Source organism: Paenibacillus thalictri, from assembly GCF_004307995.1.
Classification (GTDB): domain Bacteria; phylum Bacillota; class Bacilli; order Paenibacillales; family NBRC-103111; genus Paenibacillus_AF; species Paenibacillus_AF thalictri.
The window spans coordinates 71,449-84,702 of the sequence record NZ_SIRE01000031.1 but is presented as its reverse complement, the minus strand read 5'-3'; the positions used below and the strand labels follow the sequence as shown (position 1 = coordinate 84,702).

The following is a 13,254-nucleotide window of genomic DNA, read 5'->3' as shown; positions in this document are numbered from 1 at the left end:
GATAGTATACAAAGTAGGTTAACAGTCCTATTCTATCATAAGCGCCCCTCTGTTTTGAAGAGCGAAAGCATTGGGGTTCCAAACCCAATTCATATAAGGACTGGAGAGTTATCCAGATGGAAGCGAATAAGGCCCTCTTTTTTCGGCCCAAACGAAAGATTTCCGATTATCGCCGCGGATTATGGGCCGCCACGATGGAAGGTTTTCCGGCCATCGTTGTTTTACAGCTGCTGGGAGGACCGTTCCTCACCGGCTATTTGTTGTTTCTTGGAGCAACCAGCGAACAAATCGGGATCGTGCTTGCTGTAACCACTCTCGTGAATATTGTACAGCTCGGTGCCGCGGTCGCCATGCAAAAAATCAAAAGCCGCAAAATGACACTTGTCTTGTTTGGCTCCATGCACCGTTTGTTATGGGTATCGACGGGACTTATCCCTTTCGTGTTGCCTCAAGTTTGGTGGGTGGATGCTTACATCGTATTGTATTTTTTGGCGTTCCTATCCAATGGCATCGGCAGTGTCGTGTGGACGTCGATGATGGGCGATATGGTTCCGGCTGCGGTGAGAGGCAAATATATCGGCATTCGAAATACGATCGTCTGGGCGATCGGCGGTGTTTGTATTTATGCCGGGGGACAAATTCTGGAGAAATATCCCGGGGCCGAAGGCTTTCATTTGATCTATATCATATGTGCGATATGTACAGTGCTGAATATCATCGCTTTTTTCTTCTACCCAAATCCGCCGTTCGCCAAATCGACGGAACTGGATATCCGAGGGATGTTGAGAAGGCCTTTTCAGGATGCGATGTTTCGCCGGGCCGTCTTGTTTTTGTCGGCTTATTTGCTGGTTCAAGGGCTGGCCGTGCCTTTCTTTAATTTTGTCATGCTGGATGTGCTGAAGTTGGGATACTCGCTGGTCTCGATGTATACGCTCTTAATGACGCTTGTGATGATGGTAAGTTACTATTTGTGGGGGGCGCTTAACTCGAAATACAGCACGCAGCTGCTGCTGTTGTGGTCGCTTCCGTTTATCGGCTTGTCGTGCCTGCTGTGGGGCGGAATCGCTTTCTTGCCCGCGCTATTGGTTTTAGGGGCGGTTCATATACTGCTTGGCATCGGTACCGGGGGCTTCAACCTGCTCGCTTTTAATTTTATTATCGGAGACACGCCAAAAAGCGAACGTCCGATGTTTATTGCGGTGTATTCCGCGCTGACAGGTATCGCCGGTTTTATTGGTCCGCTGTTAGGCGGCGTTATCTTCAAGCATGCGGCCAATTGGCCGGAATGGCTGCAGCAGTACGGCATTTGTGCGATAACCGGCTTATTGCTGCTGATGTATGCGGCTGCCGGGAAATATGTGTTTGGCAAAAAAACAGCCTAAACAATCTGGGGAAGGGAAGTCGCAATAGAAATGAAATCAAGAATCGGTTTGATCGGATTGGGCGATATCGCTCAAAAAGTATATTTGCCGTTGTTGTCTGCAAATGAGCGGGTAGATATCGTCGGCATCGCCAGCAGAAGTCTCTCAACCGTCGATAGAATCGGTTCGCAATACCGCATCGAAGGCCGTTATGGCAGTCTGAAAGAGCTGCTTGCTTGCGGGTTAGACGCTGTGTTTATTCATAGCCCAACGGAAACGCATTATGAGCTTGTCATGGAGGCATTAAACGCCGGAGTGGACGTATATGTGGATAAGCCGCTTTCTTACCGGTTGGAGGAATCCGAGCAGATGGCGCAGTATGCGCTGGAACGCGGACGTCTGCTAGCTGTCGGTTTTAACCGGCGATTTGCTCCGCATTATGTAGAGGCCAAACGCTGGTTGGAGGAGACGGGAGGATTCGATCTCGCTATCGTGCAGAAGCAGCGTACACGCCAACAAAAACATCATGCGAAGTTGACCTTGTATGATGATCTGATCCATATGCTGGATCTGCTGCTTTGGCTTGGCGGAACCGCGGCGATTGACGCTTACCGGCAGCGCGTTGATGCCGAAGAACGGCTTGTCAGTGCGACTGGCAGTCTCGTATTTTCCGCTGGTGATAACCGAGCGAAATCAGACGATGAAGGAGTGGAAGCAGTTACTGCAGTTGGAGATTCCGCTGCCCAGCTTGTCTCGTCAGGAGCCGCCGCCGCAGCCGGCGGAGGGATCGCGTCATCTTCAGCAGCCGCAGGGCAGTTTAGCATGGTGCGATATGCAGGGGCCGATTTGGAGCGGCTTGAGCTGCATGGCGGCGGACGCTCCGCGGAGGTGAGCAACATGGAGGCGGCGAACTTCTATACCCCATCCCAAGGTGTGCGGTCGGCTTCCTTCGGCAGTTGGGACGGGATATTATACCGCCGCGGTTTTGCCGGTTGTGTGGAGCATTTTCTTGATTCGCTTCGCACTCCGGACTCCTGCTCGATAAGAGCGGATCGTGTGCTGGAAACGCATCGGCTTGTGGAACGTTTGGCTGACCGGATGTTGGTGCTTTGAGGGGCGGAAATATAAATAGGATATACTATGTACCAACATATCCTAAATCTGAGTAAAAGGAGTGACCATATTATATGCCTAACGATCAAGCGCACCGTGTTCCGCCCGGACAAACTTTAACGTCCGGATTTCCGGTCCTGCATTTCGGCAGCGTGCCGTATTACAACGATATGAGCAAGTGGGATTTGCGCGTATTCGGTTTGGTGGAAGAGGAGATCTCTATCAGCTACAAGGATTTCATGGCATTGCCGCGCCGTGAGTTCAGCAACGATATTCACTGTGTCACGACATGGTCGAAGCTGGACAATGTCTGGGAGGGCGTGGCCGTAAGCGAGGTCATGAACCGGGTAAAGTTGAAACCCGAAGCCCAATACGTCATGCTGCATGCCGAGCACGGATGGTCAACGAACCTGCCGCTTGCGGATTTTATGAGGGACACTTCCTTTTTTGGCATCAAGCACAACGGCGAGCGATTGACCCCCGAGCACGGCTACCCGGTTAGGATGGTCGTGCCGCATCTATACTTTTGGAAAAGCGCCAAATGGCTGCGCGGCATTGAATTTATGGAGAAAGATAAGCCGGGGTTCTGGGAGAAGAACGGATATCATATGTATGGAGACCCCTTCCTCGAGCAGCGCTACGATTTTGATTAATGTGTCGACTGAAAAGTCATGAAGGCAGTCATCACGAATTTCGTGGTACTGCCTTTTTTAACGCCAGAATTTATATGAATTCAGCGAAGATGAACATATCGATTACATTTGACGGACCTCTGATTTTGTTTAAATTGCAGCGCACGCGTCCGTTAGAGGGGGCTGGCTGGTCCCATGATCAGGTTCAATCAACCAGTATAATTATGGAAGGAAACTTGGCAGTCTTTGTCGAATATGTCCAGAACGTGTAACAGGAGGATAGGGTCGTGGATGTAGACAAGATAAAGAAAGCCATATTGTGCCGCCATTGTTATGAGTTTCGAATTTCCCGCGCGGAAGCGGTTTGCTCGATACCGGACTGCGATTGCTCGAAGGAAAAATCGTTTGAAACGATAGTAGAGTGGTATGCGCTGCTCTATAAGATGTTGGACAACTTGAATTACATTGATTACAAGACCGCATCCAACCGGGACCCTGAAGAAGCTCATAAAGTGTATCATAAGCTGGAACGGGAGTGGGCCTCGCATCTGAGGCCGCATCAAGTTTTGTACACGACCCGGAGTTATATCACTGTGGACAGTGGCACAAAAGATTTTTACAGGGAGCTCATCTTAAGTTCAAAATCGCTGAACAATCTCTTGTTGCGTATGGTGAGTTTGCTGCAGGTACTGGATCGGCAGCTGCTTAAAATAAAAACCGATTACAATTTATACTATAAGGAAGAACTTCCGATAGAAACCCGCTATGGCGATTTGGTTCCGGTGGGCGACTCGGTCCTGCTGCTTGCTATTCAAGGCCATCCTTCTTATCGAAGGCCGATAGACCCGAACTATTTGTTATTGTCCAATAATGTGCAGAGCTTCCATCTGGCTAAACCGTCGTATACATTTTATCAAGTAAAGCATCGGCATTTAAATACACCGACTTATACACCTGAGAATGTATTGGATTTGAAAATCGGTTTTTTGCCCGGCAAATTTGATGTCAGCTTCGATTATCAACTGCACACAGATTCGGAGCTGGATGATGATGGCCTGAGGCCGTTTTACTTTAAGGGCGTCAGTGATCCCCAGCGGTATTATTCTCATGTAATGGGGCTCTTCGAACAATTGCTCGAACACAAGCCGGATATGATGATGCTTCCGGAACTGTTCACACCTCCGGACCTTCGTGAGCAATTGGTTCAACGATTACGTGAGAGTGCTTCTGCGAGCGATAAGTTAGGGGAAGACCGCCGTCCCTTCTTATTTCTTTCCGGCTCCTTTCATGAGAATATCGATGACCATATTTTCAATGCAGCTCAAATTACTTCAGGAAATGGCAAAGAATTATCCAAAGTATATAAAATGAACCGCTTTATCCTTCAACGCAGCGAAGATTTCAAAGGAGAGTTAGCCCCCTTTGTTCATCATGATGGCGTTGAAAAAAATGCCTATGACCGGCGGGAAATCACGTTGTTTGAGAGCTCGCTGGGGCGTATAGCTATTTTTATTTGCATCGATTTTCTTAGCTCTCAGTTGGAAGAAGTACTGCTGGATCGTAAAGTCGACGTGATTTTGGTTATGGCCATGACACCTAATCCCGCCAGCGGTAAATTTACGCGGCGCATGCAGGAGTTGGCCGAGCGAAACGGCGCTGTCGTTATTGTATGCAATCACTTTGGAAAACCGGAAGCGGATACATCCAAAGTCGATAAAGAAGCGCGGGTTGTCGTGTCACTTCCAGGTTTTAAACAAGTATATTGGGATCCCATGGAATCCGGTGTCTGTACCATTCGGCAAGTAATAGAAAATCTTACTGCGAAGAAACAAGCCCGATCAGGCTTTAGCGGTTGAGAAATAAGCTGTAGTTGCATATAATTAAAGTGTACAATAAGTGTACAATAAAGGAGTGATTGAGATGAGCAATATGGTATGGGAATGGATGGAGAACTGGAAGCAATTGCAGGACTCTGACGGGCGGCAGGCCAATGTTCATCTAATGCTGCTATTGCGTTATGTTTTTGAAACCAGAGGAAAGGCTGATTTGCCGGAATTGGATCGCCTCAGGTTTCAGCTGGAGGAGTCTATTGAAGGCAGACTGCCGGAAGACTGGAGCAGCTATAACCTGGGCATGGCACAGGTTCTTCAATATATGCTTCATCATGATGTGATTGCCAAGCAGCAGCAGTTTACGTTTAAAGCCCTTGCTCCCTTAGAGAAGAAAGTAATTGATTTTCTCGCACACCACCCGAAAAGCACCCCGACTGAATTAGCCGGCGGGTTAGAACTTTCCAGCCGTCAACAAATAAGCAATTTGCTGCGTTCCTTGCGCTCCAAGAAATTGATCGAGTATTTGGAGATCGGCAAAAACCGCTGGTACAGCTTAAGTCAGATTGGCGAGCTTGCACATGCTGCACATCAAGCGCAAGATGAGCTGTCCGTCTTGAAGTCGGCCGATACGTTTGCCGAAATCGAAGAGCCGGCCGCTCAAGAGCTAAAGCGAAAACAATCGAAGAACGCCGAGCCTGAGAAACACGAAAGCAAATTTGAGGAATTTGCGGAATTGTCATCGGGTAACATTGTAGAGCTGCAGTCGTTCGAACCGCGGACTCATAAAGGAAAGCACGGTTCTGTCCGCCGAGGGAAAAAACCGGGTAAATTCGATGTCAACGATACGAATCAAAAACCATTGGCGGTGCTTGGCATATGAGTAAACCGGCAATTGGCAAATTATGCGGAGATTTGAGTGCCTGGTATCTTGAGCTTCCGGAAGCTGACCAGTTTAATGCAATCCAGATCATCGAAGAGGGTTATGCAGATATTCTGGAATGGCTTGAAGAGCATTATCCATCTACCTATGAAATGTATGCCGAGCTGCAATCCGCGATTCATCAGATGATGAAGGAGCGGGAATTTAACAAAACCCAGGCGGCACTTAAAAAGTATAAATTAAACGAAGATTTGCGAGCTGCCATGACCGCAGCGGCGTTTGATGCCTTGCGGCCTTATCTTGAGGCCGCATCGCTTAGACGGATGGATGATGCCGAATTTGAAAGGGTCGTAGATTTAATCATATTGGACAACTACGTCGAACGCCGTTTTTTGACGTGGGATCGCTGTATTGTCTACGTTCAATTGGATGATATGGACCAGGTGAAGCACTGCTATTTGACCGTAATGAGAGCGGTAAATCAGCATTACAGCAAACTGAGCACCTTAGAGGAACTGGAGGAATATTTGGAATCCGAACTTGGGCTCAGCACCGTACAAATGGAAATGTTTAACCAAATCATTATCAAATATAGAGAGCCGCTCGACCGGTACATGCTTTTTAGGAAGTTGGATAAATTGGAAGCTTCATTAAAGAAACGCAAGAAATAATTCCCATAAGCTGAGTTATTAAGTCCATGAACTACTCATGGGCTTTTTTTCATGTTTAGAAAATGTTGAGAGTCTATTCGTTACAATACGATTATCGATAGCTTCGTATAGATTCAACGGAAAGCAGCGGCGGCTTTTAGGCTACTGCTTCTTCATTTTTCACGCTACGATGTCGAACAATCTGTTATGATAAGGGTGATGCCTATGTGGCATACAAAGCGCATATTTTTATGGGGCCGGATGATGAGAAAAAAACATATGTTTGTGATCTCGGGGATATTGGCCATTTTTTTGCTGGGGCTGTTCATCTTCTTATTTAAATGGCTTCATCCGGACGCAATTTTCCCTGAAGCGAAGAACGGATCGCTGGATGCCAAAGCGTGGAATTTCGCCAAGAGGGGCATTATTCCGCTAAAAGGCGAATGGGAGTTCTATGAGGACAAACTGCTTAGTCCTGCCGATTTCGCCAATGGGGCCCAGGAAGCGGATAAACAGATGCTTAAGGTGCCGGGCGATTGGCAAGGTACCGTGGAAAGAGCAGGCAGGGACGGCTTTGGCGTAGGAACATATCGCCTTGTCGTTGATGTAAGCAAACCTGACATATACGGTCTCAGATTAAAAAAGGTGCGGATGTCCAGCCGGGTATTCATAAATGGCGTCGACCTCGGAGGCAGCGGGACGCCTTCGCTTGAGGAAAGCGTCTTTTATGCCAGCAACTTTCCTTTTTACGGTATAGCGAAGTCGGAATCCGACAAGGTAGAAATTATTATTCAGGTCGCCAGCCTTAAATATTTGGCCGGCGGCATCGCGCAGACGCCCGAGTTTGGTCCCGGACAGATGCTTCTTGACCGGCGGGACAACTCACGTCTTGCGGATATGGTGCAAATTTCGGTTATGCTGTTGTTTACGTTGTATTATGTCGGCATGATTAAGCATTGGCGCACGGAGCGCCATTTGATGTATTTCAGTTTGTTTTGCCTGGGGACCGGCTTCTTTTTTAGCATCGATAACGAAATATTGTTGTCCTCCCTTTTTCCCGGCCTTTCTTTTCCGGTGCTGCAAAAACTGATTTTCGTCTCCGTGTTTTTATCGTTTATTTGTTTTGGCTTGTACATTTATGCGTATCTGGGACTTCAAGAAGACCGATTTTTCCGATGGTTAAAAAGAGTTACGTACGTGTTTGTTACGGTCGCCTGCTTCACACCCAACGATTATTTGCGTTTAACGGTTCCGTTGTACCTATTGCTGCAAATTACTACCTTTTTCATTATCATAGCAGCATTGTTTCGCAGCTGGCGAAAAGGGACGACGGACGCGGTTTACTTAATGCTCGGTTTGTTTTTCTTGATCGTTAGTTGGGCAACGGCTCAATTCAGATACGAGATCGGCCTGGACAACCCTTATTATATGATTGTGGCTCCGCTGCTGCTCGTTTTCTCGCAAGCTTTCCTGATGTCCAACCGAATTCAGCAGGCGTTTATCAAAAATGACAGGTTGTCCAGACAATTGATTGAATATGACCGGCAGAAGGACGAGTTTATGGCCAAAACGTCGCATGAGCTCAGGACCCCGCTGCACGGCATTATGAACCTTTCACAGTCGCTCCTTGATGAACGGGGCAGTGAAATGGGAGCCAAACAACGGGAGGACATCCGGCTTCTGAACCTGGTGAGCCGCCGACTTGCCGGTCTGGTGCACGATATCCTCGATATGTCCTTGATTAAGCGGGGACAGCTGCGCATTCGTACGACACCTGTCGACGTCCGCATGACGACACGTTTTGTGATCGAGACGCTTTCCATTACGCCGATAAGCAGCCAAACCGTCTTGATTGACGATTTGCCTGCGGATTTGCCGTTGGTTTGGGCCGATGAGAATCGCCTTAAGCAAATTTTATACAATTTGTTGGAAAACGGTCTGAAGTTTACCGAGAAAGGAACGGTTCGGATTTCGGCGGAACGAAGAGGCGAGGAACTCGCCATATCGGTCATCGACACAGGCATCGGCATTCCGGAAGAAGCCCGCCATACGATCTTTTTGCCGTTTGAACAGTACCGCGAAGAAGGAGCAAGATCGGCAGGGGGGATCGGACTTGGCCTCAGCATAACCAAACAGCTGATTGAACTGCAAGGCGGCATACTGGATATGGAATCCGAAGTAGGTCAGGGGACGAGATTTACGTTCACGCTGCCGATCGCGCGGCAAGACACAGAGCTGGCGGAACAACGGTTCATCCCGGAGCCTATGGAAAAAATATCGCTGCTGCCGATTCAACGATCCGACGATAGCTCGGCCCCCTTTTCCATATTGATTATCGATGATGAACCGTCCAATGTGGTGATTTTGATCCATGCGGTTACTTCGTTAGGATACGGCTACACGGCGGTACAAAGAGGCAGTGAGGCGCTGGGGCTGCTGCAGAACGGACTGAAACCGGATCTGGCGCTGGTCGATTTGATGATGCCCGGCGTATCCGGATTGGATGTGTGCAAGGAGATCCGCTCCAGTCACAGTTTGTCCGAGCTTCCCGTACTGATGCTGACCGCCTCCGGTCAAAGGGGCGATGTGATGGCATCGTTTGCCGCAGGGGCTAACGACATTTTGCAAAAGCCGTTTGAGCTGGAGGAGCTGAAAGCGCGGATGCAGTCGCTGCTTGCGATGAAACGGTCGTCGGAGCAGGCGGTCCGCAAAGAGATCGATTTTTTGCAGGCGCAGATTACGCCTCATTTTCTGTACAACAGCATGAATGCGCTGATTGGCTTAAGTTATAAAGACGTTGACAAGCTGAGAGAAACGATTCATCATCTGACGACGTATCTGCGCGCCAAATTTACGTTTTCGTTTCAAGGGCAGCTGGTATCTTTTCAGCAGGAGCTGGAACTGGTCAAAGCGTATCTGGCCATTGAACAGCTTCGTTTCGGCAGCAGATTAAACGTCATTTACGATGTGGAGGACGATCTTACGTGCATGCTCCCGCCGCTTACGCTGCAGCCACTCGTAGAGAACGCCGTGCGCCATGGCATCGGCCCCAAAGAGGCCGGAGGAACGGTGTGGATCAGCGTGAGCAATGTGAGCGGAGATATCCACTTCAAGGTCGAAGACGATGGAGTGGGGATGGATCAAGAGACGCTTACACGACTTGAGCATGAGGATGGAACCGGTATCGGCGTAGGTAACGTGAAACGCCGGCTGCAAATGATTTATTACCGCAAGTTGGAAGTAAGCAGCGTTTTTGGACAAGGAACGCAAGTTAAATTTACTATACCGGAGGAATTCCATGATCAAAGCCGTCTTGATCGATGATGAGGAGATTGCGCTCGATGTGCTGGACATACTGCTTGGAGAGGTGGGCGGCGTTTCTGTTATGGGGAAATTTAACCAAGCGTCCGAAGCCCTTCGGTACCTAGACGAACTCAACCCGGAGCTGATCTTTATCGATATCGAAATGCCGGGTATGAACGGATTGACTGCCGCAGACAAGCTGCTTGCCAAGGTGCCGCAGAGCGAAGTTGTTTTTGTAACCGCATATGAAGAATATGCGGTAAGAGCTTTTGAGGCGAGTGCTTTTGACTACTTGCTTAAGCCTGTCTCCAAAGACCGGCTGAATAAGACGTTGGACCGATTTCGCGATCGCCGCTTGAAGCGGGCATCGTCAGGCAGGTCTGCGGCTCAACCTGTTCACAATTCGGCCCAGCCCGAGAAGCAGCCAAAGGCATGCCTGCAGCTGCATGTGCTTGGAAGTATGGAGCTTTACGACACAGAAGACCGATTGATGACATGGCGCACCAAAAAGACCAAAGAGCTGTTCGCTTACTTGTGGCATCACGCCGGCTCCCCCGTATACCGCCATAAGCTGATGGATGAACTGTGGCCCAATCTTCCTCTGGATAGGGCGCAGTCGCTGCTTCACACCACTTTGTACCAGCTGCGCAGCATGCTTAAACAGGCGGGATTTCCCGATATGATTATGTTTGGCGACGAACGTTACTGGATGCGGACCGAACAAATCGAAAGCGACGCGGGGCGTTTAAGTGAGCTGCTGCAGCGCGAAGCGGATCAAACCGTCATCGAACAGATGCTGAAGTTGTATCGCGGAGATTATTTGGAGATGGAGTCGTATCTCTGGTCGGAGCATAAGCGGTACCAGCTTTTATCCGCCTATCTGCGAAGTTTGGGGAACTGGCTGCCCAAAGCGGATGACATCATCAAGGAAGCGATTTTGCGGCAATTTATTAAGCTGGAGCCGGGCGAAGTCGCACATTACAATGCTCTGCTTAAGGTTCTAGAGGAGCGGGGGGAAATGGGGGCCGCCAACAGACTTCGCACGCAAATGAAGATGTGGTTGACTGAGGATCTAGGCGAGCGGGACAATTGATTTCGCCCATGGTTCGGCTGCTTCGGGAATACGGAGCAGCCCGTAACAACGGGGCTGACGGGGCCGTCATGCAATGGGCACGATGATGTGAGAATGGACCGGGACCTATAATAATGACAACATGACCTAAAAAAACTTTTACCATCTTCAGGTTCATGGACTATATAATGGAAAAGCCGGCCACTATGCTTGCCTGAGGAGGGATTGCCGTTCGCTTCACCCGATGCAATAAAACTTGAATGCTTGCCGTGATGATGAAAGTGGATTTTGAAATGTCGAAAGGACAACTTGTAACCGCATACAAAATTATATTGGAGGGTATAATGATGTTGCGTAATGAAATCAGCAAAGTTGTGCGTCTATTGATTTGTTTACTTTTACTGGCGGCTTTTGTTCCTCTTGCTCCCGCTTCCGCCGCCACATTGTTAAGTGACAATTTCGAATCATACTCCGCTTTTCCGCAAGGCAACTGGGTGAATGCAACAGGTAACGGCAGTTGGGCGATTTCGGAAATCAGCACGAAATTGGCCAAGCAAACCCAAACGACCTCGACCGACTACGTCATGACTAACGGTCAAACTTCCTGGACGAACTACACCTACCAAGCCCGCGTTCAAACCGGCTCGACCGGCTCCACTACAGGTATTCTCGGACGTTACGCCGACAACAACAATTATTATTTGCTAGCATTAAATAACGGCAACGTGGTGCTCAAGAAAAAATCGGGCGGGACGGCCACGGTGCTGCAAAGCGCAGCATACTCCTTTAATACTTCCACCTTCTATACGTTAAAGCTTTCGATGAATGGCACGACGATTTCCGGGTATGTCAACGGCGTACAGCAAGTCAGCGTTACCGACAGCAGCTTGTCCGGCGGCAAAATCGGCATATACACGACCGGCGCCGGCTGGTGGGATGACGTTCTGGTCAGTTCCGGCGGAGACACATCCATTACAATCGCCAACCCGGGCTTCGAAAGCAGCTTTAGCGGCTGGACGACAAGCGGAAGCACCGCTATTTCCACCAGCGATCATCATAGCGGTTCGCGTTCCGCGAAAATTCAAGCGTCCGGCTCGCAGGTTTCGCAAACCGTCACCGGTTTGAGCGCAAATACCGCATATACGGTCAGCGCCTGGATAATGGGGCAAGGCGCGATCGGGGCGAACGGCTTCGGAGGCAGAGAAGTTACCGTAAACGGCAACTCACCCTCCTGGAAGCAAATTTCAGTCTCTTTCACAACCGGAGCTTCGAACACAAGCGTGGTGATTTTTGCCCGTGGTACAACGTCAAGCGATGTTCGCTTTGACGATTTCACGTTGACCAGCGGCGGTGCCGGAAGCGGAGGAGATACGCAAGCGCCCACGGTTCCGACGAATTTGACGGCGGCGGCCGTATCGAGCAGCCAAATCAACCTGAGCTGGACCGCGTCTACTGATAATGTCGGCGTCACCGGCTATGACGTCTATCGCGGCACAACGCTGGTCGGTTCGCCGACCGCGACGTCGTTCAGCGATACGGGATTAAACCCGTCGACGTCTTACAGCTATACGGTCAAAGCGAAAGACGCAGCAGGCAACGTGTCGCCTGCAAGCAATTCCGCCAGCGCCACCACGCAGTCCGGAGGCTCGCAAAATCCGACTTTGCCATCGCAGGTGCTATATTTGAAAAATTGGAAGCTAACCTTGCCTATACCTAAATCGCCCTCCGATCTGTCATCGCCGCTGGAGATCGTTCAGCCCGATCTGGACACCTATTCCATTGATCCGTGGTTTAAAGTGGTGCATGATTCCGACGGTTATGCCGTGCAGTTCCGGGCTAATCACGGGGCCGTATCGACAAGCGGCTCCAAAAATCCCAGAAGCGAACTGCGCGAAATGAAGGATAATTACAGCGGTACCGGGTCCAGTTCGCAAATGTCGTGGGGAACCAACGACGGAAAGACCCATTCGATGTTCATCAAGCAAAAGGTAACCCATCTGACTTCCGTCAAACCGCATACCGTGGTCGGCCAAATTCATGATGCCAGCGACGATGTCACGGTGTTCCGCGTGGAAGGCGACAATCCCGGGGGCGTGTCCACAACAGCCAAAATCTACATTACCGACGGGAACAACACACATGCTTATTTGCTCGACAGCAACTACGTATTGGGTACCGTATTTACGGTTAAAGTAACGGCATCCGGCGGTGTGCTCAGCTATGAGTACAACGGTCAAGCGGTGCCTTACACGCAGACCAAAAACGCTACCGGCTGCTATTTCAAAATCGGCAACTATACGCAGTCCAACGATACGACCGCACCCGGAGAAAGTCAAAACGCGTATGCGGAAAATTGGGTCTACGATTATACGGTGACACACCAGTAAAGGCGCGGATTGCTTAAGCTCGTA

9 protein-coding genes are annotated in these 13,254 nt (G+C 49.6%); all 9 read left to right on the top strand.

Annotated elements, in window-relative coordinates:
- Positions 1 to 116: 116 nt before the first annotated feature.
- The 9 genes from EYB31_RS33140 to EYB31_RS33100 all read left to right on the top strand — a co-directional run bounded on the left by EYB31_RS33140 (position 117) and on the right by EYB31_RS33100 (position 13,230).
- Entirely contained in the window at positions 117 to 1,382 is a 1,266-nt protein-coding gene (locus tag EYB31_RS33140) for an MFS transporter (RefSeq protein ID WP_131017851.1), read from the top strand.
- A 30-nt stretch (positions 1,383 to 1,412) separates the two neighbouring features.
- Positions 1,413 to 2,474, top strand: coding sequence for a Gfo/Idh/MocA family protein (locus EYB31_RS33135; protein WP_131017849.1), 1,062 nt, complete (start codon positions 1,413 to 1,415; stop codon positions 2,472 to 2,474).
- A 74-nt stretch (positions 2,475 to 2,548) separates the two neighbouring features.
- A complete protein-coding gene (locus tag EYB31_RS33130) occupies positions 2,549 to 3,127 on the top strand; it encodes a sulfite oxidase-like oxidoreductase (protein ID WP_131017847.1) in 579 nt (192 codons plus the stop codon).
- Between the two features lie 434 nt (positions 3,128 to 3,561).
- Positions 3,562 to 4,962, top strand: coding sequence for a nitrilase-related carbon-nitrogen hydrolase (locus tag EYB31_RS33125; RefSeq protein ID WP_131017845.1), 1,401 nt, complete (start codon positions 3,562 to 3,564; stop codon positions 4,960 to 4,962).
- 64 nt (positions 4,963 to 5,026) lie between these two features.
- Complete coding sequence (locus EYB31_RS33120; RefSeq protein ID WP_131017843.1) at positions 5,027 to 5,818, top strand: winged helix-turn-helix domain-containing protein; 792 nt, start codon at positions 5,027 to 5,029, stop codon at positions 5,816 to 5,818.
- A complete protein-coding gene (locus EYB31_RS33115) occupies positions 5,815 to 6,489 on the top strand; it encodes a hypothetical protein (RefSeq protein ID WP_131017841.1) in 675 nt (224 codons plus the stop codon). Before EYB31_RS33120 ends, EYB31_RS33115 begins: the two co-directional genes overlap by 4 nt.
- A gap of 240 nt (positions 6,490 to 6,729) precedes the next feature.
- The gene (locus EYB31_RS33110; RefSeq protein ID WP_165452745.1) at positions 6,730 to 9,792 is read left to right on the top strand and encodes an ATP-binding protein; all 3,063 of its coding nucleotides are present in this window, start codon (positions 6,730 to 6,732) and stop codon (positions 9,790 to 9,792) included.
- A complete protein-coding gene (locus EYB31_RS33105) occupies positions 9,767 to 10,864 on the top strand; it encodes a response regulator (RefSeq protein ID WP_131017838.1) in 1,098 nt (365 codons plus the stop codon). Before EYB31_RS33110 ends, EYB31_RS33105 begins: the two co-directional genes overlap by 26 nt.
- A 323-nt stretch (positions 10,865 to 11,187) precedes the next feature.
- A complete protein-coding gene (locus EYB31_RS33100; protein WP_165452744.1) occupies positions 11,188 to 13,230 on the top strand; it encodes a polysaccharide lyase family 7 protein in 2,043 nt (680 codons plus the stop codon).
- Positions 13,231 to 13,254: the final 24 nt, after the last annotated feature.

Excerpts from the sequence above, each read along its gene's own strand:
- EYB31_RS33140 (WP_131017851.1), top strand. The coding sequence starts at position 117 with ATGGAAGCGAATAAGGCCCTCTTTTTTCGGCCCAAACGAAAGATTTCC.
- EYB31_RS33135 (WP_131017849.1), top strand. The coding sequence starts at position 1,413 with ATGAAATCAAGAATCGGTTTGATCGGATTGGGCGATATCGCTCAAAAA.
- EYB31_RS33130 (WP_131017847.1), top strand. The coding sequence starts at position 2,549 with ATGCCTAACGATCAAGCGCACCGTGTTCCGCCCGGACAAACTTTAACG.
- EYB31_RS33120 (WP_131017843.1), top strand. The coding sequence starts at position 5,027 with ATGAGCAATATGGTATGGGAATGGATGGAGAACTGGAAGCAATTGCAG.
- EYB31_RS33115 (WP_131017841.1), top strand. The coding sequence starts at position 5,815 with ATGAGTAAACCGGCAATTGGCAAATTATGCGGAGATTTGAGTGCCTGG.
- EYB31_RS33110 (WP_165452745.1), top strand. The coding sequence starts at position 6,730 with ATGATGAGAAAAAAACATATGTTTGTGATCTCGGGGATATTGGCCATT.
- EYB31_RS33105 (WP_131017838.1), top strand. The coding sequence starts at position 9,767 with ATGATCAAAGCCGTCTTGATCGATGATGAGGAGATTGCGCTCGATGTG.
- EYB31_RS33100 (WP_165452744.1), top strand. The coding sequence starts at position 11,188 with ATGATGTTGCGTAATGAAATCAGCAAAGTTGTGCGTCTATTGATTTGT.